The sequence below is a fragment of the Photobacterium carnosum genome, from assembly GCF_002849605.1.
GTDB classification, from domain to species: domain Bacteria; phylum Pseudomonadota; class Gammaproteobacteria; order Enterobacterales; family Vibrionaceae; genus Photobacterium; species Photobacterium carnosum.
In genome coordinates this window covers 122,359-147,459 of record NZ_NPIB01000008.1, presented here as the reverse complement: position 1 = coordinate 147,459, position 25,101 = coordinate 122,359, and the positions used below count along the sequence as shown (strand labels likewise).

Genomic DNA, 25,101 nt, shown 5'->3' with positions numbered 1-25,101 from the left:
CCATATTAAAATTTGATACGAATTATCGTGTTAAATAGTAAAAGTTAATTCCCTCTTAGTTCAGTTGGTAGAACGCCGGACTGTTAATCCGTATGTCACTGGTTCAAGTCCAGTAGAGGGAGCCAAACAAGAAAACCTTGTCGAAAGACAAGGTTTTTTTTCGTCTGTACTTTGGTGAAATTCCCTCTTAGTTCAGTTGGCAACACTTTATAAGAAGCTTGGCGGACTGCTAATCCGTATGTCACTGGTTCAAGTCCAGTAGAGGGAGCCAAATAAGAAAGCCCGCAAGCAATTGCGGGCTTTTTTACGTCTAGATTTTGATGAAATTCCCTCTTAGTTCAGTTGGCGGCACTTTATAAGAAGCTTGGCGGACTTGAATCCGTATTGTCACTGGTTCAAGTCCAGTAGAGTGAAGCCAAACAAGAAAACCTTGTCGAAAGACAAGGTTTTTTTTCGTCTAGATTTTGATGACATTCCCTCTTAGTTCAGTTGGCGGCACTTTATAAGAAGCTTGGCGGACTGCTAATCCGTATGTCACTGGTTCAAAATAACACTGCCTATCATTCACATCTCGGAAGCTGAGGTACGAGGGCTATCCGTGATCTATTCACAGCGTGATTGAGCCTAAAAGACGCCAGCCAAAACAATCAATCTACAACGCGTGAACAGTAGATTCCCTATCTCGTTCGTAACCTCACTGTAGAGAATAACGGGATTAAATTTGTAGCCTTACTGTAAAAATGACCAAATTAAACACATCAAGTAAATAATGCGTCTGAATATTTGATCTAATTTTCACCACTAAAACTCAATCCGTCTTTTTACGTTAAAAAAATACCGTCAATTTTTCTTTAATTCATTTTTCACCACCCTTACTGCATCAAACTATTTTTCCTACCTTGAACTAACAAATATCAGAAAACCAAACATTCACGTTCAAAATACCAACAATCAGAACAAAAAAGATAATGTCAGTAACTATTTAAAAAAAAACCATTGACGCCAAGGCCAAAAACCTTTTTAATGCGCTCCGTTGCCTTGATAGCTCAGTCGGTAGAGCAGAGGATTGAAAATCCTCGTGTCGGTGGTTCGATTCCGCCTCGAGGCACCATTTCTTCTCTTTTGAAGTTTGGTGTTAAGCAACGATATAATCTGTTCCCTCTTAGTTCAGTTGGTAGAACGCCGGACTGTTAATCCGTATGTCACTGGTTCAAGTCCAGTAGAGGGAGCCACTATTTATTTCTTGGCTCAATAGAGCGGAGAGATTACAGAATTAATGTGCCGACTTAGCTCAGTAGGTAGAGCAACTGACTTGTAATCAGTAGGTCACCAGTTCGACTCCGGTAGTCGGCACCATTTATTCTCTTACTTCGGTAAGAAATGCAACAATAAGCAATTTGATTGCTTGTGTTTGCCTTGATAGCTCAGTCGGTAGAGCAGAGGATTGAAAATCCTCGTGTCGGTGGTTCGATTCCGCCTCGAGGCACCATATTAAAATTTGATACGAGTTATCGTGTTAAATAGTAAAAGTTAATTCCCTCTTAGTTCAGTTGGTAGAACGCCGGACTGTTAATCCGTATGTCACTGGTTCAAGTCCAGTAGAGGGAGCCAAATTTATTTCTTCACTCAATAGAGTAAAGGAATATCAAAGAATTAATGTGCCGACTTAGCTCAGTAGGTAGAGCAACTGACTTGTAATCAGTAGGTCACCAGTTCGACTCCGGTAGTCGGCACCATTTATTCTCTTACTTCGGTAAGAAATGCAATAATAAGCAATTTGATTGCTTGTGTTTGCCTTGATAGCTCAGTCGGTAGAGCAGAGGATTGAAAATCCTCGTGTCGGTGGTTCGATTCCGCCTCGAGGCACCATATTAAAGATAATGAGTCAGCTCATTATTTAAAAAGAATTTAGTGTGCCGACTTAGCTCAGTAGGTAGAGCAACTGACTTGTAATCAGTAGGTCACCAGTTCGACTCCGGTAGTCGGCACCATCTTTTGAAAGCCTCATCTTTGATGAGGCTTTTTTTTCGTCTGTAGAAAAAGCACGAAAAAAAACGACAACCTCACAGCTGTCGTTTTACACTACCATCAATAGCCAGTTTTCATCTTAATCTGCAAACATATGCTTGATCCATGTTGCAGGCTGATTATCATGACACTGCGCTTTTAACTCGCCATTTTTATCCCATGCTGGTAATGCAACACTACCATTACAATCAAACCGTAAACTACCATTGGCTGCTGGTTGATACTTAACAGTGGTGATATAAGGTGGCCAGCCGATATTTAACGGCAATGGTTGGCGACGAGCAAGATAATCAGCATAAACCCGTAACGCACCGCTAGAGCCCGTTAATCGCACCGGAGTGTTATCATCACGACCAACCCACACGACGCCAACTTCGCGGCCATCAGCTCCTGCAAACCAACTATCACGGTTATTATCGGTTGTTCCCGTTTTACCCGCTAACTTAGCAGAACTGAATTTACTCTGAAGAAAACGGGCTGTCCCTTGGCTTACCACTTTTTTCATATCATACGTCGTTAACCAAGCCGCTTGTTCTGGTACCACCTGTTCAATCTGAGACTGGTGTTGATACAAAACACGACCTCGACTATCAACAACGGCATTCAAACTAAACAACGGTGCTTTACGGCCGTTATTGGTAATACTCTGGAACATTTGTGCAACTTCAAACGGTGATAAACTAAATGCGCCCAGTAATATTGAAGGTAAATGAGGAATTTCATCCCGTTTAACCCCCAGTTTAGCCATAGTGTTAATCACCGTTCCTAGCCCGACTTTTAAGCCTAGATTTACCGTTGGCACATTTAATGAATGTGCGAGGGCGTAATATAATGGCACTTGACCACGAAATTTTCGATCATAGTTTCTTGGTCGCCACGATGTGCCTTTACTGCCTTTTAAAACAATGGCGCTATCACTCAAGGTGGTCGCTAAGGTGAACTTTTGTGGTTGACTTAGCGCTGCCAGATAAACCGCTGGCTTAGCGAGTGAGCCTATTTGACGGCTAGCATCCAACGCACGATTAAAACCTGCATAGCCCGGGCGACTACCACCGATCAGTGCTCTTACCGCACCATTTTGACGATCAACGACAACCATTGCTGTTTCGACTTTAACACCGGCTTTTTTATTTAACCGTGGCACCATTACGGCAATGGTTTTTTCTGCTGCTTGTTGAGACACCGGATCAAGGGTACTAAAAATACGCAGTCCTTTACCTGATTTGTAAATATCACCAACGTCTTGCTCTAACTCACGTTGCAATTGCTGAAAATACGCAGGTTGACGACTGGCTATCTTGGGTGTTTTTTGAATCCCTAATGGCTCTGAAACTGCTTGTTCATATTCAGCTCCAGTAAGGTAATTGTGTTTTAAAAGTAACATCAACACTAAGTCACGACGTTTAGTGGTGCGATCAGGATGACGCCACGGATTAAATTGTGACGGTCCTTTTACCATTCCAACTAACATCGCCAATTGATCAACTCGCAACTCTTCTAACGAACGACCAAAATAGAACCGTGCCGCAAGAGGAAAACCATGTACTTCTTTAGCGCCATTTTGACCGAGATAAATTTCATTTAAATACGCTTCAAGAATACGATCTTTACTGTACCGATAATCAATAATAACCGCGATATAGGCTTCACGTACTTTGCGCCATAAACTACGTTCACGACTTAAAAATAAATTTTTCGCCAATTGTTGGGTTAATGTACTGCCCCCTTGTACGGTATGACCCGCTTTAAGGTTTACCACCATTGCCCGTAAAATCGCTAATGGTGAAACACCTTCATGTTGATAAAAATCACGATCTTCAGTCGTTAACAAACCATCAATTAATAACGGCGGGAATTGATCGCGCGCCATAAAGATCCGTTGTTCATTACCCGTCAGTCCGAGCATACCCAGTAGCTTAGGTTCTATCTTGACCGTTTTTAGTGCTTTTTTTGTTGTGACATCAACGATCGAAGTCAGCCTACTGCCTGAAAAAGTCAACATGACATGTTGTTGTGGCTGAGGATCATCAACAAACTTAAAGGGACGACGAATTAATTCGATACGGGTTGCCGACGCTGAATACTCACCCATTCGTTGTGGGGTTGCTACTTTATGGTATTGCAGCGCATCTAATTCATGGCGAACGTCACTCAACGTCATTGCTTGACCCGAATGTAAGGTAAGCACACGCCCATAAACAACAGAAGGTAAGTCCCAAATTTGACCATCCATTTTATTGCGTACCACAGTATCTAAATAAATACCGATCACGAGCAATATTGCTACGACCACCAGCATTATTTTAAATACCAAACTACCCATTTTATGCAGCCACGGATGAGGAGAAGTGTTCTTTTTGGACGTGCGTTTTTTAGTCGCTGTCTTTTTAACGACTGATTTTTTAGATGGTTTTTTTTTCGTAGCTGGTTTTACAGCAACCTTTTTTGGCGTAACTGTAGGCTTTTTTGACTGTGGTTTTTGAGGTTGTGGCGACTTACTCATAATGCATCAACTACCGTTATTCCTATAGTGCAGAGGCCATAATAGGCCTCTACTTCATGATTCAGTATATTAAGATCCTAACAACTATAACTGATTATATATACAGGTATCGAGCTTGTTTACCGCGGTTAAAGGTATTTTTTGATTTTGCGGGTTGGAATATGATTTGCAGGATCATCAGGCCATGGATGCTTGGGATAGCGCCCTTTCATTTCTTTTTGAACCTCTTTGTATGAGCCTTGCCAAAAACCCGCTAAATCTTGCGTGATCTGCAATGGTCGTTGTGCGGGTGATAACAATTCCAGCACTAAAGCCACTTTACCGTTAGCGATAGTGGGCGTTGTTGGCTCACCAAACATTTCTTGTAACTTAACCGCCAACACGGGTTGTTGCTGTTCTTGATAACGGATCGTTATATTTGATCCCGTTGGCACTTGATAATGGGTTGGCAATAATTGCTCGAGTTGCTGTTTGTTGTTCCAACCCAAATACGCCTCTAATGCGGCCACCATATTGACTTTTTGTAAGCCTTTTAAGGTTGTAATCCCATTTAAGTAAGGCAATAACCATTGCTCAGCATTGGAGAGTAAACTCGCCTCGTCTAACGCTGGCAAGCCAAGCTCAGGTAACCATTCATTGGCACAACGACCACGAATCAATAATGCGTTGGCTTTTTCTGTCCAATTTAAAACGCCTAATCCTTTACGTTTAACTGCATTGAGTAACGCTTCACTGGCTAAGGCTGAATCTGGCGTCGCAGCAAGACTACGGGCGACAATTAATTTGCCACAATAAACTCGATGCTCAGCACTTAAACGGCCCTTTTTATCATCCCAGTCGAGCCAATCACATTCAGTAAACAATAACGGTAAGGTTTGTTGTAATACACTGACGTCAGCCGCAATAGCAGAGAAGATACGACTATCACCTTGGCGGGTTTTAACAACATCGGCCACCACTAACAATGATTGAATGGCAAGACTTTGACTACTATCAAGTACAACCCCTTGACCATTGGCTAACTGATACCGACCATCATCAGTGCGAGATTGCGCAATACGATCAGGAAAACCAACCGCGAGTAAAATAGCGGCCCAATGATTATTAATCTTGAGCGGCGTATTTTTAGATACCGCAAGCGTTGTCAGGTGTTGATGCGTACGTTGCAAATAAGCATGACTTTTAGCGAGTTTTTTTGTCTCTAGTAAGTGCAACTGAAACGCTAAATCTGGATTATCAATACCACGCGGTGGATCTTCTAATAACGCCACTAGCATTGCCGCCGTCGTTAAAATAGTCATATCCGTTTGCTGCTGTGCCATTTGCTGAGCAAAAGCGAGCATCGCCCCATGACGCGGATCAGCACCTAAGGTCTGCATCACTTTCCCTCGCGATGTTTGCTGACCACGTTCATCAATCGCACCTAATTGCTGCAACAATTGCTGCGACTGTTGCAATGCAATCATCGGTGGTACATCTAACCATTGTAGATCTTGTGGATCATGACACCCCCATTGCACCAACTCCATTGCCAGAGCGGTTAAATCACTGCGCAAAATTTCAGGTTGCGGAGTTGCGGGCTGACGCTGTAATAATTCCTCACTGTACATCCGTAAACAAATACCCACCTCTAAGCGTCCTGCACGACCTGCACGCTGCTCAGCAGATGATTGGGCTATACGTACTTGCTGTAAGCGACTAATCCCTGTTTTAGGCTCCCACAGCGCGATACGTTCAAAGCCACTATCAACCACCAATCGAATCCCTTCAATAGTCAAGCTGGTCTCGGCAATATTGGTCGCAAGTACCACTTTGCGTTGACCTGCGGGAGCGGGATTAATCGCTTGCTGTTGTTGTTCGATGGGTAACTGACCATACAATGGACAAATATTGATAGGGTTATTGTTATTGGTTGCCGATAAACGTGTAGCCAATGCTTGCGCAAGCCGTTTGATTTCACCAACACCGGGTAAGAACGCTAATACCGAACCGGATTCTTGCGCGAGTAACTGGCTAATCGCAGCCGCCATATGATCAATCACATCGCGAGGATCATTAACATGCTGGTAGCGATATTCCACTGGGAAACAACGCCCTTGAGATTCAACATACGCCGCTGTAGGAAGTAGCTGTGCCAATGCGATTTGATCTAGTGTGGCTGACATCACTAATAATTGCAGATCGTCGCGTAGAGCTTGTTGGACTTCGATTGCTAACGCTAATGCAGTATCGGCATGAATGCTGCGCTCATGGAACTCATCAAAAATAATCAGCCCAATGCCCGTTAATTCAGGATCATGTTGCAACATTCGCGTCATTACGCCTTCTGTCACAATCTCTAACCGTGTTTGTGCACTGACTTTAGTTTCGCCGCGCACCCGTAAGCCAACGGTTTGACCGACACGCTCACCTAATTGCTGAGCTAAATAACCCGCAATGTTTCTAGCGGCTAACCGTCGCGGCTCCAACATAATAATTCGCCCCGCTATTGTTCCTTGTGCCAATAACGCCAAAGGCAAACGGGTTGACTTACCCGCTCCCGGTGGGGCTTTTAAAATTACTTGGGTATGGCTAGCTAATGCTGCAAACAAAGCAGCTAAAACATCATCAATAGGGAGTTGTGACAAGGGTGTCACCTTATGTCATGATCAAAACGGAACCACATTGTAACGAAAGCCTACTCACAACTAAAAATAATAATCCATGCATGAGGCCATAAATGAAATTTACTCCGCCACTACAAGCAGCCACCTTAATTAAACGCTACAAACGTTTTTTAGCAGACATCACATTAGATGATGGTGAGATTAGAACCATTCATTGTGCTAATACGGGTGCAATGACAGGTTGCGCAGAACCCGGAACCACGGTGTGGTATTCAACGTCTGATAATAAAAAACGTAAATACCCTAATAGCTGGGAATTAGCCCATACCGCCGCTAATGATTGGATCTGTGTCAATACCATTCAAGCTAATCATCTCGTCAAAGAAGCCATTGAACAACAACGCATACCTGAACTCAGTGATTATGAAAATTTACGTACTGAAGTAAAATACGGTGCTGAAAATAGTCGCATCGATTTATTACTTGAATCACAAACTCGTCAGCCCTGCTATATTGAAGTAAAAAGCGTGACCTTACTCACTAACAATGGTCAAGGTTATTTCCCTGATGCGGTTACCACTCGTGGTCAGAAACATTTACGAGAATTGACCGAAATGGCACAGCAAGGATCACGAGCTGTTTTATTTTTTGCGGTATTACATACGGGGATTAATCAGGTCAATGTTGCGAACCATATTGATCCGGAATATGCACGATTACTACAGCAAGCCATCAACGCTGGCGTGGAAATAATTTGCTATCGAGCGACTATTATTGCTGATGAAATAAAACTCGAAGACTGTATACAATTCCAGCATTTGACATAAAAAATGCCGTTTTCTTCACATTGACGTAGAATTGAAGTTATACAATAATTGCCACGCCGTAACCTTTCTGGTATAGATACCGCCCAAAATTAACCAGTGACGGTTATTAGGTACATTAGGAGATGCTATATGCCAGAGACCATTGTTAAAAAATCACTAGGCATCCTGGCTATTGCTGGGGTTGAACCTTATCAGGAAAAAGCTGGCGAAGAATACATGGGCGAAGCTCAATTAGAGCATTTCCTTAAAATTCTATCAGCATGGCGAAACCAACTTCGCGTTGAAGTTGATCGCACAGTAAACCACATGCAAGATGAAGCCGCTAACTTCCCCGATCCAGTGGATCGCGCCGCACAAGAAGAAGAGTTCAGTCTTGAACTTCGTAATCGTGACCGCGAACGTAAACTGATCAAGAAAATTGACAAAACCCTCAAGCGTATCGAAGAAGATGATTTCGGATTCTGTGATTCTTGTGGTGTTGAGATTGGTATTCGCCGTCTTGAAGCTCGCCCAACTGCAGATCTTTGTATCGACTGTAAAACACTTGCAGAGATCAAAGAAAAGCAAATGGCTGGCTAATTACGCCATTATCAGGTTAAAGCTAATTTTAGAGGGAGCGTAAGCTCCCTCTTTCGTTTACACTAGCGCTCAAAATAACACGCAGTAATTAACCTAATGGTTGTTTACTTACCGATGTCGCACGAGCTCTGCCTTTTAATCATAACCTCATGTTATAGATAAATAGGCACCAAACTGAATAGTGCTCTCATAAGTCGAGAGTCTTATTCAGTTTGGAGGGAATATATCTTGTCATATTTGCCCCTGACTCTGGGCGACATTTACGCTGCCGTACCAAATTAAATAATAATCAATTTGGATTTTATAACCGTTTATTAATGTATGACTAACACGAATCAATATGTCGGTCGTTTTGCACCATCGCCCACAGGGTTATTGCATTTCAGATCGTTAATTGCTGCACTCGGAAGCTACCTTCAAGCCAAATCTCAGCAAGGAAAATGGATAGTTAGGATCGAAGATCTTGATCCACCTCGCGAAATGCTAGGGGCTGCTGATGATATTCTTCGCACATTAGAAGCATTTGGCTTCATGTGGGATGGCGATATCATCTACCAGAGCTTGCGCCATGACGTCTATCAAGCTCAAATCGAAACTTGGTTAACGCAAGGTAACGCTTATTATTGTCAGTGTAGTCGAAAAAACATTCAGCAAACGGACGGCTTTTACCCAGGTACCTGTCGTACCCTCAATCAACGGCACAGCAATGGTGCGGTTCGGTTACAAGTAGACACACCAATAACCCATTTCGATGACCTATTACACGGCCGTATCGAATTGCCGTTAGCGTTAGCGCGTGAAGATTTTATCATTCGCCATCGCAATGGCCTATTTGCTTATAATCTTGCTGTAGTGCTAGATGATATCGAACAAGGGATCACCGACGTTGTACGCGGTACAGATTTAATTGAGTCTACTGGGCATCAAATGATTCTTTATCAACAACTTGGACATCCTTTTGTGCGTTATTTGCACTTACCGCTCGCCATTACTGACAATGGGCATAAATTGTCGAAACAAAACCATGCTCCAGCGATTGATAAACACAATCCTCGGCCAGCATTAATGGCAGCGCTACGCTTTCTCGGCTTTTCGCCACCGACAGAACTTGTCATTGAAAATGTAGAACAAATTTTACAGTGGGGCATCACTCATTGGCAGCTCAAACAGCTACCAAAGACAACTGCTATCACACTAGCATTCTAAAATAGTCTGCCGTGATATATCATACACGGCTGTTTGTTGAACCATGTGCACAAAATGGGGTGTATTATCTTTAATCGAGTAGCTAACTTTTGCCGTAAAGTATTGAATCGCGATAGTAGTACTCGCGTTCCAGAGGAACCAACTTTGCAAGTTTACCAACGCCCAGAGCACGGCATTTCACGAAAAGATATCAGCGAAAATGCGCTGAAAGTACTATATCGTCTAAATAAAGCAGGTTACGACGCTTACCTTGTTGGTGGCGGCGTCCGTGATTTATTACTTCACAAACAGCCTAAAGACTTCGATATTGCAACTAATGCAACTCCCGAAGAAATCAAAAAACTGTTTCGTAACTGTCGCTTAATCGGCCGTCGTTTTCGTCTTGCTCACATCCTTTTTGGACGTGACATTATTGAAGTAGCTACCTTTCGTGGCCACCATTCAGACGCGCCAATACAAGTAACACCACCACAAGACAAGCAAAAACCACAACTATCTTCTCGTAGTGAAGAAGGCATGTTATTACGTGATAATGTTTACGGTACTGTTGAAGAAGATGCAGAACGCCGTGACTTTACCATTAATGCCCTATATTACAGCGTCAAAGATTTTACGGTTACTGACCATGCTCAAGGTATCGAAGATTTAAACAATCGTATCATTCGCTTAATGGGTGATCCTGAAACACGTTACCGTGAAGATCCAGTTCGAATGCTACGAGCAGTACGCTTTGCCGTTAAGCTCGATATGGATATTGACCCCGTAACCGCTGGGCCAATTCGTGAACTAGCACCACTGATGCAAGATATTCCGTCAGCGCGTCTGTTTGAAGAAAGCCTCAAGTTACTGCAATCAGGTCAAGGTCTAGAAACTTACCGTATGCTGCGTGAATACAATTTATTCCAGCAGTTATTCCCAATTTTATCTGACCATTTCACTGAGAATAACAGCAGCAAAACCGAGAAAATGATCGAGCATATCCTTGCTTCGACCGATAAGCGAATGGCTGAAGATAAGCGGGTTAATCCAGCCTTTATTTATGCTGCTATGCTGTGGTATCCAATGATGACACGAGCAGAAGAAGTCTCTTTTGCTAGCGGTTTATCATTCTATGATGCCTTTATGGTGGCGAGTAACGATATTCTTGACGAACAAGTGCGTTCAATTGCCATTCCACGTCGCCATACCACCACGGTCCGCGATATTTGGCAGCAACAATTACGCTTTAGTCGTCGTAGTGGTAAGCGTGCATTTAAAACCATGGAACACCCTAAGTTCCGTGCTGCTTATGATTTCTTAGAAATGCGCAGTTTGTTTGAAGGCAGCGATATCAAAGAATTGGCCTTATGGTGGAATGAATTCCAAGACGCAGATTACAACCAACGCGGTCAAATGATGACTAACATCAATGATGGTGGTGGTACTCGTCGCCCACGTCGTCGTCGCCCACAGCAACCACGCCGTAAAAAACCACAAGTTAATTCATGATTCGCGCTTATATTGCTATCGGTAGTAACTTGGGCGACCCTGTCGCCCAAGCTCAAACCGCAATAAAAGCACTGCACCACCTACCAAATACACATGTTATTAGCGTATCGTCGTTGTACAGCAGTACCCCGATGGGACCGCAAAATCAACCTGACTATATAAATGCGGTTGTCGCTATCGATACCACATTAGCTCCGCTTGAATTACTTGATCACACTCAAGCAATAGAGCTCGAACAAGGACGTGTTCGCAAAGATGAACGCTGGGGACCAAGGACGTTAGATCTCGATATTATTTTATATGGCGATCTACAGCACCAGTGTGAGCGCCTTACCGTGCCACACTATGGAATGAAAGTACGGGAGTTCGTACTGTATCCACTTGCCGAAATTAACCCTGCTTTAGTTTTGCCTGATCACACTTCTTTATGCACGTTATTAACTCAGGTTAACCGTAATGGCTTAGCTATTTGGCAAGCATAAATTCATCAGGGCGAGAAAGAAGCTATGAAAAAAATCACCATCAACGATCTCCTAAAATGGAAGCAAGAAGGTCGTAAATTTGCATCAATAACAGCATATGACGCGAGTTTTTCTCAGTTATTTGAGCAGCAAAATATGCCGGTTATGTTAGTCGGTGACTCGTTAGGCATGGTTCTCCAAGGTCAAAACGATACCCTTCCAGTAACCATTGATGATATCGCTTACCATACGCGCAGTGTTCGTGCAGGCAGCCCTAACTCGCTGCTAATGGCTGACATGCCATTCATGACCTTCGCAACCCCAGCACAAGCTTGTGAAAATGCCGCTAAACTAATGCGCGCAGGGGCAAATATGGTCAAAATCGAAGGTGGCGCTTGGGTTGCTGAAACGATTACAACCCTGACACAACGAGCAGTTCCCGTGTGTGCTCACCTTGGTTTAACACCTCAGTCTGTCAATATTTTTGGCGGTTATAAAGTGCAAGGCCGCAATTTGGATCAAGCTGAGACAATGGTTAAAGATGCCATTACTCTCGCGAAAGCTGGTGCCCAAATCATCGTATTGGAATGTGTTCCAGCAAGTCTTGCTGAACGTATTACCAAGGCGGTGGATGTGCCTGTCATTGGTATCGGTGCGGGTAATGCGACCGATGGCCAAATACTGGTTATGCACGATATGTTTGGTATTTCTGCAAACTATATGCCGAAGTTCTCTAAGAACTTCCTTGCGGAAACTGGAGATATGCGTGCTGCGGTTACTAAATACATTGAAGATGTTGAGTCTGGTACATTTCCAGGATCTCAGCATACCTTTGAATAAGGAATAAGAGATGCAAACATTCGCCGAGATTGCCCAGTTAAGAGAGCAAATTACGACGTGGCGCCGCGCAGGCCGTCGGATTGCCTTTGTTCCAACCATGGGTAATTTACATGAAGGTCATCTTACGTTAATGCGTAAAGCACGTAAGCATGCTGATATTGTTGTTGCGAGTATTTTTGTTAATCCAATGCAGTTTGAAAAAACTGAAGACTTAACTAATTATCCACGCACACTTGAGCAAGATATTGCCAAGTTACAACAACAAAACATGGTTGATGTGGTTTTTACTCCAACCCCAGAAAGCGTGTATCCAGCAGGTGTTAAAAACCGAACGTTTATCGACGTTCCTGGATTATCGACCATTTTAGAAGGCGAATTACGTCCGGGACATTTCCGTGGCGTAGCAACCATCGTTAATAAACTATTTAATATCGTGCAACCAGACGTGGCTTGTTTTGGCGAAAAAGATTACCAACAATTGGCACTTATCCGCCAAATGGTGATTGATCTATCCATGGATATTAAAATTGTTGGCGTACCAACTGTACGAGAAATGGATGGCCTAGCCATGAGTTCTCGCAATGGTAATCTAACCGTTGATGAACGCCAACGTGCGCCTGTTTTAGCCCGTACTATGCGTTGGATCAACAGCCAAATACGTGGTGGTCGTAATGACTATGACGAATTAATTGTTGATGCGAACGATCAACTTCGTGCCGCAGGCCTGCAACCTGATAAAAGTTTTATCCGTGATGCAGTAACCTTATTGCCCATTACTGACACAACCCAACAAGCGGTTATTTTAATGTCAGCACAATTAGGTAAAGCACGTTTAATCGACAACCAAGTAGTAGATTTATCCCCTGCTGTGACTGTCGAAGAAGAAGTCGCTGAAGCAAATTAATTGCTGATCGCTGACTAAAAAAATACCGCACGTTAACCATTAACGGGCGGTATTTTTTTAACTATATATTGTCAGCTATGTATTTTTAGCGACTAGTTAATAAGAACCATCAGCGGTTATGATCGCAAACCAATACCACGTGAAATTAAGTAATAAGCGACACCGTACAACGCAATAACAAATAACGTTAATACCGTAAACGATGTACCAATACCGACATCAGACACCCCAAGAAAGCCATAACGGAATGCATTAACCATATACACAATCGGGTTAACCTTAGACACAATTTGCCATACTTCTGGCAATAGATTAATCGAATAGAATACACCGCCAAGATACGTCAGCGGCGTTAGCACAAAAGTCGGAATAATACTGATATCATCAAAAGTACGGGCAAAAATAGCGTTAATTAATCCACCTAACGAAAACACGATCGAGGTCATTACCACGGTTGCAATAATCACCCACAAATGAGCAATATTAAGGGATACAAATAATAAAGACACCACCGAAACAATCAGGCCGACACTTAATCCTCGCAATACACCACCACCAACATAACCGGCAATAATAATATAATTAGGCACTGGCGCGACTAATAACTCTTCGATATTATGCTGAAATTTGGCACTAAAAAATGAAGAAGCAACATTAGAATAAGAGTTAGTGATCACCGACATCATGATAAGCCCAGGCACGATGTATTCCATGTAGCTAAAGCCTTCCATGTCACCAATACGCTTACCAATCAGATTACCAAAAATAATAAAATATAACGTCATCGTAATCGCGGGCGGCACCAATGTTTGTACCCAAATCCGCGTAAATCGATGGATCTCTTTGCTAATTAAGCTTTTGAATGCCACCCAATACTGTTTTTTCATTACTGATTATCCGCCACTACTGATGCTTTATCTTTATTGACTAAGTTAACAAATAACTCTTCTAAACGATTACTCTTATTACGCATTGAACGCACCACCACACCTTGGATGGTTAAAGCACTGAAGACGCGATTTAAGTCATCACCTTTATTGAGATCAACTTCAAGGGTATTACTATCTATTAATCGACACTGACCAATATCTAACGTTGGTACAGCAGCAATAGTATCAATATCTAAAATAAAAGTTTCTAATTCAACCTGGCTCAATAACGCTTTCATCGAGGTATGCTCAACTAATTCGCCATGGTTGATAATACCGATATTACGGCACAACATTTCAGCTTCTTCAAGGTAATGGGTCGTTAAAATAATCGTTACCCCTTCGCGGTTAATGCGTTGCAAAAACGTCCACATTGAGCGACGTAATTCAATATCAACCCCAGCAGTTGGCTCATCTAAAATCAACAATTTTGGCTCATGCATTAATGCGCGTGCAATCATCAATCGTCGTTTCATACCACCAGAAAGATTACGGGCACGATCATGACGTTTACCCCATAAATCTAATTGGGTTAAATATTTTTTCGCCCGTTGTTTAGCCAGCGAATGTTCGACCCCATAAAAACCTGCTTGATTAACAACAATCTGTTCTACGGTTTCAAACGGATTAAAATTAAATTCTTGTGGCACTAAACCGAGTTGGTTTTTAGCATCTACCTTTTGAGTATCTAAGTCATAACCAAAAATACTGACCGAGCCAGAGGTTTTATTAACTAGCGAGCTAATAATACCGATGGTGGTCGATTTACCGGCACCATTGGGGCCTAACAAGGCAAAAAAGTCCCCTTGTTCGACATTAAGACTCATATTTTTCAGCGCCTTGACGCCGCCTTTGTAAGTTTTGCTTACATTTTTTATTTCTAAAGCATTCATTATATGCAATCTTTCTGTTAAATATTTATAGGCTAGTGACAAAACGCTAACAACTAATCCGATTTGCTATCAGCGCAGCTTGTGTATAGTAAGGAACATATTAATATAAGGCATTATCATGGCAGATATAAAGCAGCTCTTCGCAAATAACCTCTCGTGGTCAGAAAACATTAAGGATGAAGATCCCCTGTTTTTCTCTCACCTCGCAGAAGCGCAACATCCACAATATCTTTGGATTGGCTGTTCTGACAGCCGTGTTCCCGCTGAACGACTTACGGGTTTAACTTCCGGTGAATTGTTCGTACACCGTAATGTTGCCAACCAAGTTATCCACACTGATTTAAATTGCTTATCCGTGGTTCAATATGCGGTTGATGTACTTAAAGTGAAGCATATTATCATCTGTGGTCACTATGGTTGTGGTGGTGTTACTGCCGCCATCGAAAACCCACCTTTAGGGCTTATTAATAACTGGTTATTACACATTCGCGATCTGTATCTAAAACATCGCTCAGATCTTGGTAGCCTACCGCGAGACAAGTGGGATGACAAATTATGTGAGATTAACGTTGCCTCTCAAGTTTATCACCTTGGTAATTCCACTATTCTGCAACAAGCATGGGAACGCGGCCAAGATGTCAAAATTCATGGTTGGATTTACGGTACCAGTAACGGTATTTTAAAAGATTTGGGCGTAACAGCTGCCAGTCGTGAAAGTCTTGAAATTACTTATCAAGCAGCAATGTCATCGTTATTATCACCGCTTGAAAAGCAATTAGTACAACATCAAACGCAGCTAGAAAACAATAAATAGCGGCTAAAAAAAAGCGACCACCTAATTGGTGATCGCTTTTTTGTTTTTATTCTGCGTCTGGAATAACTTTACCAATAAACGGTAAGTGACGGTATTTTTGCGCGTAATCGATACCCACACCAACCACAAACTCATCGGGAATAATAAAGCCATACCAATCAACTTTTACATTCACTTCACGACGATCAGGCTTATCAAGTAGCGTACAGATACTGATTGATTTTGGTTCACGTAGCGATAAAATCTCACACACTTTACTTAACGTATTACCCGTATCGATAATATCTTCCACCAATAGCACATCTTTGCCTTTGATGTCGTCATCTAAGTCTTTCAAAATACGCACATCACGATTACTTTGCATCGTATTGCCGTAACTTGAAGCGGTCATGAAATCCACTTCATGAGGAATTTCAATCGCACGCGCTAAATCTGCCATAAAAACAAATGAGCCACGCAGTAAGCCAACCATTACTAAGTCTGTTGAGTCTTTATAGTGTTCCGTAATCTGCTTTCCTAGCTCTTTGATGCGTGCCTGAACATCCTGCTCAGAAATCATTACTTCAATAGTGTGCTTCATTTTATTCTCCATCAACTCGACCGCGTTAGCCGACTGGGGCTATATATTACAAAGGCCATTATTGTAGCATTCATTCATGTTAAGCGTTATTTAATCAATAGTGTCCAAAATCCGAAACACTTATTGATAGTTCAGTTTGAATCAACTCGGTTGCTGTTGTAGTGTTTATGTATAAAAAATAAACACAAATGCAGTAAATACAAACAGGGTTAGGGAATAAATAATTATGGATACGATTACCAAGAAACCACGTACACGCTTATCTCCGGAAAAAAGAAAGCAACAACTACTTGATTACTCAATTGAAGTTTTTTCTCGTCGCGGTATTGGTCGCGCGGGTCATGCTGATATTGCTGAAATGGCGAATGTTTCAGTCGCAACAGTCTTTAACTACTTTCCGACGCGAGAAGCATTAGTTGAACAAGTATTGATGGAAGTTGCCACCCAATTTAATGATCTACTCACTGAATGTATTGGTGCACCCAATAAAGCATTACATGCGCGCTTAACCTGCATTAGCAATAACTTAATTGATACCGTATTAGAACAACAAGATTGGATCAAAGTGTGGTTTGAGTGGAGTACATCCGTTCGTGAAGATGTCTGGCCTCAGTTTATTGAAAGCAACCAAAAAAACCTTAAGCAAGTGCAGAAAGCATTTACTCAAGCAATTGATAATGGGGAAATTAATTCAAATCAAACCCCAGAGAATTTAGCTAAAATGTTACATGGCGTCTGTTATGTCATTTACATGCAAGCGAACCAACACCCAGATCAAGATATACTGCGTGAGCAAGCTCAAATTTATCTACAATTTCTTACTCAGAAAAACTAAATAAATGCTGACATAAACAATCAAGGCTTGTATTTCAAGCCTTGATTGTATTTATACGTTAGTGAATATAACGGGTTGATGAGAGATAACATTAACCGCTACTCGCTCGCCAATATTCAATAATAAATTAGAATTAATCATTAATTTATACTCTTCAAATTCAACAACATAACGACAACTATCCCCCATAAATTGCTGCTCAATAATAACAGCATTCCCCTCAACATCCGGCGTAACTGTTAAATGTTGTGGTCGCAATAACCAATCTACATCAGTGGCTACAGTGAATGGTTGCTCGGCAACTAATGCTTGCTCACCAAATGGCGTCAGTAACTGTTGATTCGCGGTCACAGTAGCTGGTAAATAAGATCCAACACCTAAAAATTCTGCCACAAAACGACTACTGGGTTGATAGTAAAGCTCGGTTGCCGTACCAAATTGTTCAATCACACCGTTATTCATCACCGCCATTTTATCGGCAAAAGCAAACGCTTCTTCACGGCTGTGAGTCACAAAAATAGCGGTCACACCTTGGTCTTTAAATATTTGGCGAATATCACGAATCAAACTATGACGGACTTGAGTATCAATATTAGAAAACGGCTCATCTAATAAAATCAAATCAGGCTCATTCGCTAGCGCACGTGCAATCGCAACCCGTTGCTGCTGCCCACCCGATAATTGATGCGGATAACGATCATCTAGTTCAGTTAAATGTACCAGTTCTAACATTTGTTGAATTTTTACAGCTACGCGAGGCTTATCCCAATAACGCAAACCAAAGGCAATATTTTCAGCCACCGTTAAATGAGGAAAGAGCGCATAATCTTGAAATATCATACCAATATTACGTTGCTCTGGTGGCAAGCATAATTGTTGGTCGACGATGACACGATCATTAATCGCCATTGTGCCTTGTGTCAGCGGTAACAATCCCGCAACCGCTTTGAGTAACGTGGTTTTTCCACAGCCACTCGCGCCAAGTAGACACACGATCTCACCCCGCTCAACCGCTAACGATAAATCTTGTAATATCGGTTGCCCATGGTAACAACACGTTAGATCAGTGACAGATAATGCATATTTCATCAATGTTTTTGCTCCAAAGAACGATTAACTATCACCAGCGGAATCAAGCCTACAATAACTAATAAAATGGCAGGAAATGCAGCCACTTCTAACTGTTCATCAGAAGCAAAGTTAAATACATAAGTGGCTAAGGTTTCAAAATTAAATGGCCGTAGCAATATTGCAGCATTGAGCTCTTTCATTGATTCAATAAATACCAATAAGCCTGCAATTAAGCAACCACGACGAATTAACGGCAAATGCACTTTACGTAACATGGCAGTCGATGCATAACCCATGGTTTTCGCAGCCATATCCAATGAGGGCGGAATTTTAATCAAACTACTTTCAACACTACCAATCGCTACCGCAGCAAACCGCACCACAAACGCAAAAATAATCGCAAACATTGACCCCGAGAAAACAAGTCCCGGACGACCTAAATCTAAACTGCGCGCAATATCATTCACTAAATGATCGGCGCTGGTTAAAGGGATCATCACCCCAATCGCCAATACAGTTCCGGGAACTGCGTAGCCTAATGAAGCAAGTCGCATCGGTACAATGCTGATACTGCGACTATCTAAACGTTGATAAAAATTCACCATCAACGCTAAACATACGGCAAATATAGCGGCCGAAAGTGACACTATTAAGCTATTAAAACTGTAAGTCTTAAATTGCTCGGTCCAACTTTGTGCAAAATAATCAACTGCGTAATAACCCAATTGTAACATCGGTAAAATAAACGCACACCCAACCAATCCCCAACACCAACCTACCGCAAGCCACTTTTTCCAACCGCTTAATTGGTATTTAGTATGGCTATCATTACCACATTGCTGCTGAAACATTTTTTGTTTACGACGACTAAAACGCTCGCTGCTGATCAATAAGAAAATCACCATCAACATAATTGCAGAAATTTTAGTGGCGGCATTAAGATTAGAATAACCCAGCCACGTATCGTAAACCGCGGTGGTCAAAGTATTTAAAGCAAAGTAACTCACCGTACCAAAATCACCCAAAGCCTCCATCGCAACCAATGAAACTCCAACTGCAATGGCTGGGCGGGCTAATGGCAATGAAATACGTTTGAAGCTTTGCCAAGGCGAACAGCCAAGTAAGCGCGCCGATTGCAGCAAATTAGTACTTTGTTCCATAAAGGCGGCACGGACTAATAAATACACATACGGATATAGCACTAACGCTAATACAAAACATGCGCCCCATAATGAGCGTAAATCAGGAAACCAGTAATCGCTAACATGTTGCCAGCCAAACAGTTTACGTAGCCAAATTTGAATCGGTCCGGCGTAATCAAACCAATGGGTATAAAGATAACCGACAATATAACCGGGCATTGCGAGGGGTAAAATTAGTGCCCATTGTAGTATTTTTTCGCCGGGTAAACGGCACATTGCCATTAACCATGCACAAGGAATCCCAAAGATTAAGGTCAATAATACCGTACCAACCACCAGCCCAAGGGTATTTAACGCATAGGTAGACATCACTGTATTCATCAAGTGTGAGAACACCTGATCAGAGTTACCCGTGGCGGTAATGAATATAGCGATAATAGGCAATACTAACAACGATCCTAATAACCAGCTGCTAATCCGCCAAAATAAAAACTTTTCTTTCATTTACTACTACTTAGTACGTTTTTCAATATATTTAAGCCTGTAACATCAGACCACTTTGTCAGTAAATACATCACTGTAAGCAAGCATGAGAAACTATCACAACTTATTGCAAAATAGACTAAGTTAAGCTGAAAAATGGGGCTTTAAACCCCATCTATTTTGTAACTAATTACAGATCAAACTTCACTTCATCTAACAATTTAATTGCCGCTTGATGATATTGTGCCACTTGATCAAGTGATACATCATCAGCTTTAAATTCACCCCATGATGCCACTAACGCTGAACGTTTAACGCCAACTTTAACGGGATATTCATAGTTCATTTCTGCATACATTTGCTGTGCAGTGGTCGCGGTTAAAAATTCCATTAACTTAAGCGCGTTATCTTTATTTGGCGCATATTTTGCCATTGCCATACCACTGACATTAACGTGAGTACCGTTACCTTGTTGGCCGGGGAAGTTAATTTCAACCGCTTCTGCCCATGCTTTTTGGTTGGGATCATTGACCATTTTTCCGAGGTAGTAACTATTACCAATCGCGATATCACATAAGCCTTCTTTCACCGCTTGTACTTGACCGCGATCGTTACCTTGCGGCTTACGGGCTAAATTAGCTTTAACACCTTCAAGCCACGTTTTAGTTGCCGCTTCACCATTGTGAGCGATCATCGCTGAAACGAGTGAAACGTTATATGGGTGCTTACCTGAACGCGTACAAAGTTTCCCTTTCCACTCAGGTTTAGCTAAATCACTGTAATCAAAAGATGCTGGTAATTTACCGATACGATCTTTTGATGAATAAACATTACGAGAACGCAGTGTTAGTGCAAACCACTCGTCTTCATTATCACGAAATTGTGCAGGAATATTAGCATCAATAACTTTGCTATCTACGGGCTGAACGAGCTTCTTATCTGACAGCTCAACTAAACGACTAATATCGGTTGTTAACACTACATCTGCTGGGCTGTATTCGCCTTCTTGTTGTAGTTTTTCAGCGATACCTGCTTTAGCAAACTTAACGTTAACCTTAATACCCGTCTCTTTAGTGAACTCATTAAACATTGGCTCAACAAGAAAAGGTTGGCGGTATGAATAGACATTGACTTCTTCAGCCGCTGTCGCGATTTGAGGTGCCGCCAAACCGAATAATACAGCAGTAGCTAAAAGTTTTTTCATTGCTAAATCCCTTAATGCAAAATGTAATGATAATGTTTCTCAATTAGATTGATGCAGATTATACGTTTTTCGTATTCGAACACAATCTAGTGGTAACATTTCATTACAAAAAAACGTCACCGCTAGCGATGACGTTTTTTTTAACTTTAATAGCACTTAAATGCAGCTGTTATTGCTATTTTACACTGACAAACTCAGGATATGCATCAACACCACAGTCATGTGAATCCATCCCTTCTAGCTCTTCATCTTCCGTTACACGAATACCAATAGTGAATTTCAATATTCCCCATACCACTAAACTTGCACCAAATACCCAACCAAAGATAACCGCGGCACCAAATAACTGAGTTAAAAAGGCGGCATCGGGATTACTTAACGGCACCATCATTAAGCCAAACAAACCACACACACCATGGACAGAAATCGCACCAACAGGATCATCAACTTTCACTTTATCAAAACCAATAATACTGAATACGACTAATGCACCAGCAACACTACCAATCGCAACCGCAGCTAATGGGGACGGTGATAATGGGTCCGCAGTAATCGCAACTAATCCCGCTAATGCACCGTTAAGAATCATAGTAAGATCAGCTTTACCCCATCGCATTTTACACACAGCAAGCGCGATAATCGCACCCGCAGCAGCGGCAGCATTAGTGTTTAAAAATATTTGACCAACCGCCGTCGCATTCTCAAAATCAGATAACATTAACTGTGAGCCACCGTTAAAGCCAAACCAACCAAACCATAAAATAAATGTACCGACAGTGGCTAATGGCATATTTGAACCGGGAATCGGATGCACTTCACCATTTTTACCGTATTTACCTTTTCGAGCGCCAAGCAGTAATACACCTGCTAATGCCGCGGCAGCACCCGCCATATGAACGATACCAGAACCTGCAAAGTCACTAAAACCCGCTTCTGAAAGGAAACCACCACCCCATGTCCAATAACCTTCAATCGGATAAATAAAGCCGGTTAATACCACTGAAAATAATAAAAATGACCACAACTTCATACGCTCAGCAACCGCACCGGATACCACTGACATTGCGGTAGCAACAAAGACGACCTGAAAAAAGAAATCGGATTCTAAAGAGTGATCGGCGCCTTCAGCTTGAGTACCAATTAACGCGCCAAACGAGGGTAACCACCCGCCACCGCTGTTATCGACATACATAATGTTATAGCCGACTAATAAAAAAGTGGTACACGAAATAGCATATAAACAAAAGTTTTTGGTGAGTATTTCAGTGGTATTTTTTGAGCGCACTAAACCTGCTTCTAACATGGCAAAACCCGCTGCCATCCACATTACTAGTGCACCAGAAATCAAAAAGAAAAATGTATCGAGTGCATAACGTAGTTCAATTACTGTCGTTGATAATTCCATGGTAATTTTCCCTTATACCTGATATTTATGATCCTGCTTCCATGCTGCGACTAAAGTGCTTCCCTGTCTACTTCTCCTGTTCGAATACGTACCGCATGTTCAAGATCGTATACAAATATTTTGCCATCACCGATTTTTCCAGTTTGCGCAGCCTTACTGATAGCATCGACAATATCATCTAAATTTTCGGCTTGAGTGGCGATTTCTAATTTCACTTTAGGTAGAAAATCAACTTGATATTCCGCGCCACGATAAAGTTCGGTATGCCCTTTTTGACGTCCAAATCCTTTTACTTCGGTTATCGTCATCCCTTCCACACCGACAATCGCTAATGCTTCACGCACATCATCTAATTTAAAAGGCTTAATAATCGCGTTAATTATTTTCATGATTTACTCCTCACTCTCAAACTATTCCCCAATATAATTAAACAACAAACAATCATCATGCCAACTATTTAACATACTGTTTAATAAGAAAATTAAAAAACAAACCTTTAAAAACGAAAAAAGGCCGCACCATATAGGTGCAGCCTTTTCACTATCATGTAGCACTTAATGGCTATTAATAACTAACCGATTAAAAACGGATCACAAATGCTCGCCAAGCTTCTAGTGCTTGCGCTAAATCTTCAAAACCACACACCGACATACTTTCTTCATCATAAAAATGCAGATCTTCTTCAAAATCTTCATCTTCTTCTGAAAATAAACAGTTCGCTTGAACTAAAGCTTCATTATCTTGCAAGCATAACGTCAGTTCTTCACCCATTAATCGCCATTCTTTAGTACTATTTTTCAATGCACTAATTTGGCCAATTATCATATCTATTTTGTCGACATCCTTGCCTAACTCGTCAATGATCCAACGGCCTAACACTTCGTGGCCCATTGAAAAAATGGCATGATAACTACCGTCCAAGGTATTTTTTTTAAATTCGTAATCCATACCTTTAGTACCCCATCTCAGATCATCTTAGTTGTTAACTGCTACACTGCCAGCAGAATGCGCTTGGCGCCCATTGTCAGGATCTATCATTAAAATGCAACTCATCTCTAGTAACTAAATAGTTATATCCCTTTTAATCCACTGACTCTCAATATTAAGCGGCTGATAGATTATGAAAATTATTATTGCTCCTGACTCATACAAAGAAAGCCTGACCGCAATGGAAGTGGCAACCGCGATTGAGGCTGGTTTTCGCCAAGTAATGCCAGATGCTGAATACATTAAATTACCGATGGCTGATGGCGGTGAAGGCACGGTGCAATCATTGGTTGATGCCAGTAACGGCACCATTATTGAGCATCAGGTTACCGGACCTTTAAGTGAGCAAGTACCCGCATTTTTTGGCCTCATGGGCGATGGTAAAACGGCGGTTATTGAAATGGCAGCCGCATCTGGCTTGCATCTTGTTAGCCCAGAGCAACGCAATCCGATGATCACCACCAGTTATGGCACTGGCGAATTGATCTTAGCTGCGCTGGATTACGGTGTTAAACATATTATTATCGGCATCGGTGGCAGTGCCACTAATGACGGCGGTATTGGTATGGCACAAGCACTTGGGGTTCAACTACTGGATAACAAGGGTCAAGCACTTGGTTTTGGCGGCCAAGCATTAGCACAATTGGCTAGCATCGATATCACTACCGTCGATCCTCGTCTTGCCCACATAAAATTAGACGTCGCCTGTGATGTTGATAATCCCCTTTGCGGTGAAAAAGGCGCATCACATATTTTTGGCCCTCAAAAAGGGGCAACACCAGCAATGGTTGCCGAGCTTGATCAACACCTCGCTCATTATGCCGCGATCATTAAACGTGATTTAGCTATCGATGTTAAGGATATGGCAGGAGCTGGTGCGGCGGGCGGTATGGGTGCGGCTCTGCTAAGTTTATTTAATGCCCAATTACGCTCTGGGATCGAGATTGTGATCGACGCGGTTCACTTAGGCGACATTATTAAAGATGCAGATCTGGTGATCACTGGTGAAGGCCGTATTGATAGCCAAACCATTCACGGTAAAACACCGATAGGGGTCGCACGTACTGCCAAGAAATACCATAAACCCGTAATTGGTATTGCGGGCTGTTTAAGCCAAGATTGTGGCGTGGTTTATGATCATGGTATCGATGCAGTCTTTAGTGTGGTGCCCACTGCGATGAATCTTGAACAAGCTTTTAAGAATGCCGCTATTAATGTCGAACTAACCGCTCGAAATATCGCGGCTATATATTGTTTAGGTCGTTAATAAAAAGCACCAATAAAAACGCCGCGAATAGTCGCGGCGTTTTTTATAT

General features: G+C 42.0%; 21 protein-coding genes and 11 tRNA genes. 21 read left to right on the top strand and 11 right to left on the bottom strand.

Annotation, left to right across the window (positions count from 1 at the left end; translation table 11 throughout):
• Nucleotides 1-49: 49 nt before the first annotated feature.
• The 11 genes from CIK00_RS09185 (at nt 50) to CIK00_RS09140 (ending at nt 1,991) form a co-directional block, all read left to right on the top strand.
• Nucleotides 50-125, top strand: a tRNA-Asn gene (locus tag CIK00_RS09185).
• A gap of 56 nt (nt 126-181) precedes the next feature.
• Nucleotides 182-271, top strand: a tRNA-Ser gene (locus CIK00_RS09180).
• Between the two features lie 55 nt (nt 272-326).
• Nucleotides 327-418 (top strand) — tRNA-Ser (locus tag CIK00_RS21305).
• 617 nt (nt 419-1,035) lie between these two features.
• Nucleotides 1,036-1,111 (top strand) — tRNA-Phe (locus tag CIK00_RS09175).
• A 45-nt stretch (nt 1,112-1,156) separates the two neighbouring features.
• Nucleotides 1,157-1,232 (top strand) — tRNA-Asn (locus CIK00_RS09170).
• 48 nt (nt 1,233-1,280) lie between these two features.
• Nucleotides 1,281-1,356, top strand: a tRNA-Thr gene (locus tag CIK00_RS09165).
• 57 nt (nt 1,357-1,413) lie between these two features.
• Nucleotides 1,414-1,489, top strand: a tRNA-Phe gene (locus CIK00_RS09160).
• 46 nt (nt 1,490-1,535) lie between these two features.
• Nucleotides 1,536-1,611: transfer RNA gene (locus CIK00_RS09155), tRNA-Asn, on the top strand.
• A 49-nt stretch (nt 1,612-1,660) separates the two neighbouring features.
• Nucleotides 1,661-1,736: transfer RNA gene (locus CIK00_RS09150), tRNA-Thr, on the top strand.
• 57 nt (nt 1,737-1,793) lie between these two features.
• A tRNA-Phe gene (locus tag CIK00_RS09145) sits at nt 1,794-1,869 on the top strand.
• 46 nt (nt 1,870-1,915) lie between these two features.
• Nucleotides 1,916-1,991, top strand: a tRNA-Thr gene (locus tag CIK00_RS09140).
• Between the two features lie 116 nt (nt 1,992-2,107).
• Here CIK00_RS09140 and mrcB read toward each other — a convergent pair.
• Both mrcB and hrpB read right to left on the bottom strand, forming a co-directional pair.
• Nucleotides 2,108-4,531, bottom strand: a complete 2,424-nt coding sequence (gene mrcB / locus CIK00_RS09135) for a penicillin-binding protein 1B (RefSeq protein WP_101768576.1) — start codon at nt 4,529-4,531, stop codon at nt 2,108-2,110.
• 128 nt (nt 4,532-4,659) lie between these two features.
• Nucleotides 4,660-7,158, bottom strand: a complete 2,499-nt coding sequence (hrpB, locus tag CIK00_RS09130) for an ATP-dependent helicase HrpB (RefSeq protein WP_101768575.1) — start codon at nt 7,156-7,158, stop codon at nt 4,660-4,662.
• Nucleotides 7,159-7,250: 92 nt separating this feature from the next.
• Here hrpB and sfsA point away from each other — a divergent pair, with 92 nt between their 5' ends.
• The 7 genes from sfsA (at nt 7,251) to panC (ending at nt 13,442) form a co-directional block, all read left to right on the top strand.
• The gene (sfsA, locus tag CIK00_RS09125) at nt 7,251-7,964 is read left to right on the top strand and encodes a DNA/RNA nuclease SfsA (protein ID WP_101768574.1); all 714 of its coding nucleotides are present in this window, start codon (nt 7,251-7,253) and stop codon (nt 7,962-7,964) included.
• A 129-nt stretch (nt 7,965-8,093) separates the two neighbouring features.
• The gene (gene dksA, locus CIK00_RS09120) at nt 8,094-8,543 is read left to right on the top strand and encodes an RNA polymerase-binding protein DksA (protein WP_045037371.1); all 450 of its coding nucleotides are present in this window, start codon (nt 8,094-8,096) and stop codon (nt 8,541-8,543) included.
• A 321-nt stretch (nt 8,544-8,864) separates the two neighbouring features.
• Nucleotides 8,865-9,749: a tRNA glutamyl-Q(34) synthetase GluQRS gene (gluQRS, locus tag CIK00_RS09115; RefSeq protein ID WP_101768573.1), complete on the top strand. Its 885-nt coding sequence runs from the start codon at nt 8,865-8,867 to the stop codon at nt 9,747-9,749.
• Between the two features lie 54 nt (nt 9,750-9,803).
• Entirely contained in the window at nt 9,804-11,237 is a 1,434-nt protein-coding gene (pcnB, locus tag CIK00_RS09110) for a polynucleotide adenylyltransferase PcnB (RefSeq protein WP_101768572.1), read from the top strand.
• Nucleotides 11,234-11,719 (top strand): 2-amino-4-hydroxy-6-hydroxymethyldihydropteridine diphosphokinase, encoded by a 486-nt coding sequence (gene folK, locus CIK00_RS09105; RefSeq protein ID WP_101768571.1) that lies wholly within the window; start codon nt 11,234-11,236, stop codon nt 11,717-11,719. The genes pcnB and folK overlap by 4 nt, the downstream gene beginning before the upstream one ends.
• A 24-nt stretch (nt 11,720-11,743) precedes the next feature.
• Nucleotides 11,744-12,538 (top strand): 3-methyl-2-oxobutanoate hydroxymethyltransferase, encoded by a 795-nt coding sequence (panB, locus tag CIK00_RS09100; RefSeq protein WP_101768570.1) that lies wholly within the window; start codon nt 11,744-11,746, stop codon nt 12,536-12,538.
• 10 nt (nt 12,539-12,548) lie between these two features.
• Nucleotides 12,549-13,442: a pantoate--beta-alanine ligase gene (gene panC, locus CIK00_RS09095; RefSeq protein WP_101768569.1), complete on the top strand. Its 894-nt coding sequence runs from the start codon at nt 12,549-12,551 to the stop codon at nt 13,440-13,442.
• A gap of 116 nt (nt 13,443-13,558) precedes the next feature.
• Here the strand turns inward: panC and CIK00_RS09090 are convergent, their stop codons facing one another.
• On the bottom strand, nt 13,559-14,329 hold the full coding sequence (locus CIK00_RS09090) for an ABC transporter permease (protein WP_101768568.1): 771 nt from the start codon (nt 14,327-14,329) through the stop codon (nt 13,559-13,561).
• Complete coding sequence (locus tag CIK00_RS09085) at nt 14,329-15,264, bottom strand: ABC transporter ATP-binding protein (protein WP_101768567.1); 936 nt, start codon at nt 15,262-15,264, stop codon at nt 14,329-14,331. The genes CIK00_RS09090 and CIK00_RS09085 overlap by 1 nt, the downstream gene beginning before the upstream one ends.
• A gap of 118 nt (nt 15,265-15,382) precedes the next feature.
• Between CIK00_RS09085 and can the strand changes: the two genes are divergently transcribed.
• On the top strand, nt 15,383-16,078 hold the full coding sequence (gene can / locus CIK00_RS09080) for a carbonate dehydratase (RefSeq protein ID WP_101768566.1): 696 nt from the start codon (nt 15,383-15,385) through the stop codon (nt 16,076-16,078).
• Between the two features lie 46 nt (nt 16,079-16,124).
• Here can and hpt read toward each other — a convergent pair whose 3' ends face one another.
• Nucleotides 16,125-16,658: a hypoxanthine phosphoribosyltransferase gene (gene hpt, locus CIK00_RS09075; protein WP_101768565.1), complete on the bottom strand. Its 534-nt coding sequence runs from the start codon at nt 16,656-16,658 to the stop codon at nt 16,125-16,127.
• 226 nt (nt 16,659-16,884) lie between these two features.
• Here hpt and CIK00_RS09070 point away from each other — a divergent pair, with 226 nt between their 5' ends.
• Entirely contained in the window at nt 16,885-17,493 is a 609-nt protein-coding gene (locus tag CIK00_RS09070) for a TetR/AcrR family transcriptional regulator (protein WP_101768564.1), read from the top strand.
• Between the two features lie 51 nt (nt 17,494-17,544).
• Here CIK00_RS09070 and CIK00_RS09065 read toward each other — a convergent pair whose 3' ends face one another.
• The 6 genes from CIK00_RS09065 to CIK00_RS09040 all read right to left on the bottom strand — a co-directional run bounded on the left by CIK00_RS09065 (nt 17,545) and on the right by CIK00_RS09040 (nt 23,746).
• Nucleotides 17,545-18,582, bottom strand: a complete 1,038-nt coding sequence (locus tag CIK00_RS09065; protein ID WP_101768563.1) for an ABC transporter ATP-binding protein — start codon at nt 18,580-18,582, stop codon at nt 17,545-17,547.
• Complete coding sequence (locus CIK00_RS09060; RefSeq protein WP_101768562.1) at nt 18,582-20,210, bottom strand: ABC transporter permease; 1,629 nt, start codon at nt 20,208-20,210, stop codon at nt 18,582-18,584. Before CIK00_RS09060 ends, CIK00_RS09065 begins: the two co-directional genes overlap by 1 nt.
• A gap of 169 nt (nt 20,211-20,379) precedes the next feature.
• A complete protein-coding gene (locus CIK00_RS09055; protein WP_101768561.1) occupies nt 20,380-21,393 on the bottom strand; it encodes a Fe(3+) ABC transporter substrate-binding protein in 1,014 nt (337 codons plus the stop codon).
• A gap of 175 nt (nt 21,394-21,568) precedes the next feature.
• Nucleotides 21,569-22,798: an ammonium transporter gene (locus CIK00_RS09050; RefSeq protein ID WP_101768560.1), complete on the bottom strand. Its 1,230-nt coding sequence runs from the start codon at nt 22,796-22,798 to the stop codon at nt 21,569-21,571.
• Nucleotides 22,799-22,848: 50 nt separating this feature from the next.
• A complete protein-coding gene (locus tag CIK00_RS09045; RefSeq protein WP_045037357.1) occupies nt 22,849-23,187 on the bottom strand; it encodes a P-II family nitrogen regulator in 339 nt (112 codons plus the stop codon).
• A gap of 190 nt (nt 23,188-23,377) precedes the next feature.
• Nucleotides 23,378-23,746: a YacL family protein gene (locus tag CIK00_RS09040; RefSeq protein WP_045037356.1), complete on the bottom strand. Its 369-nt coding sequence runs from the start codon at nt 23,744-23,746 to the stop codon at nt 23,378-23,380.
• A gap of 172 nt (nt 23,747-23,918) precedes the next feature.
• Here CIK00_RS09040 and CIK00_RS09035 point away from each other — a divergent pair, with 172 nt between their 5' ends.
• Nucleotides 23,919-25,052 (top strand): glycerate kinase, encoded by a 1,134-nt coding sequence (locus tag CIK00_RS09035; RefSeq protein ID WP_101768559.1) that lies wholly within the window; start codon nt 23,919-23,921, stop codon nt 25,050-25,052.
• Nucleotides 25,053-25,101 lie beyond the last annotated feature (49 nt).

Bases quoted from the DNA above. Each gene is read 5' to 3' on its own strand.
- mrcB (WP_101768576.1), bottom strand. From the start codon at position 4,531: ATGAGTAAGTCGCCACAACCTCAAAAACCACAGTCAAAAAAGCCTACA.
- sfsA (WP_101768574.1), top strand. From the start codon at position 7,251: ATGAAATTTACTCCGCCACTACAAGCAGCCACCTTAATTAAACGCTAC.
- dksA (WP_045037371.1), top strand. From the start codon at position 8,094: ATGCCAGAGACCATTGTTAAAAAATCACTAGGCATCCTGGCTATTGCT.
- gluQRS (WP_101768573.1), top strand. From the start codon at position 8,865: ATGACTAACACGAATCAATATGTCGGTCGTTTTGCACCATCGCCCACA.
- pcnB (WP_101768572.1), top strand. From the start codon at position 9,804: ATGGGGTGTATTATCTTTAATCGAGTAGCTAACTTTTGCCGTAAAGTA.
- folK (WP_101768571.1), top strand. From the start codon at position 11,234: ATGATTCGCGCTTATATTGCTATCGGTAGTAACTTGGGCGACCCTGTC.
- panB (WP_101768570.1), top strand. From the start codon at position 11,744: ATGAAAAAAATCACCATCAACGATCTCCTAAAATGGAAGCAAGAAGGT.
- panC (WP_101768569.1), top strand. From the start codon at position 12,549: ATGCAAACATTCGCCGAGATTGCCCAGTTAAGAGAGCAAATTACGACG.
- CIK00_RS09090 (WP_101768568.1), bottom strand. From the start codon at position 14,329: ATGAAAAAACAGTATTGGGTGGCATTCAAAAGCTTAATTAGCAAAGAG.
- CIK00_RS09085 (WP_101768567.1), bottom strand. From the start codon at position 15,264: ATGAATGCTTTAGAAATAAAAAATGTAAGCAAAACTTACAAAGGCGGC.
- can (WP_101768566.1), top strand. From the start codon at position 15,383: ATGGCAGATATAAAGCAGCTCTTCGCAAATAACCTCTCGTGGTCAGAA.
- hpt (WP_101768565.1), bottom strand. From the start codon at position 16,658: ATGAAGCACACTATTGAAGTAATGATTTCTGAGCAGGATGTTCAGGCA.
- CIK00_RS09070 (WP_101768564.1), top strand. From the start codon at position 16,885: ATGGATACGATTACCAAGAAACCACGTACACGCTTATCTCCGGAAAAA.
- CIK00_RS09065 (WP_101768563.1), bottom strand. From the start codon at position 18,582: ATGAAATATGCATTATCTGTCACTGATCTAACGTGTTGTTACCATGGG.
- CIK00_RS09060 (WP_101768562.1), bottom strand. From the start codon at position 20,210: ATGAAAGAAAAGTTTTTATTTTGGCGGATTAGCAGCTGGTTATTAGGA.
- CIK00_RS09055 (WP_101768561.1), bottom strand. From the start codon at position 21,393: ATGAAAAAACTTTTAGCTACTGCTGTATTATTCGGTTTGGCGGCACCT.
- CIK00_RS09050 (WP_101768560.1), bottom strand. From the start codon at position 22,798: ATGGAATTATCAACGACAGTAATTGAACTACGTTATGCACTCGATACA.
- CIK00_RS09045 (WP_045037357.1), bottom strand. From the start codon at position 23,187: ATGAAAATAATTAACGCGATTATTAAGCCTTTTAAATTAGATGATGTG.
- CIK00_RS09040 (WP_045037356.1), bottom strand. From the start codon at position 23,746: ATGGATTACGAATTTAAAAAAAATACCTTGGACGGTAGTTATCATGCC.
- CIK00_RS09035 (WP_101768559.1), top strand. From the start codon at position 23,919: ATGAAAATTATTATTGCTCCTGACTCATACAAAGAAAGCCTGACCGCA.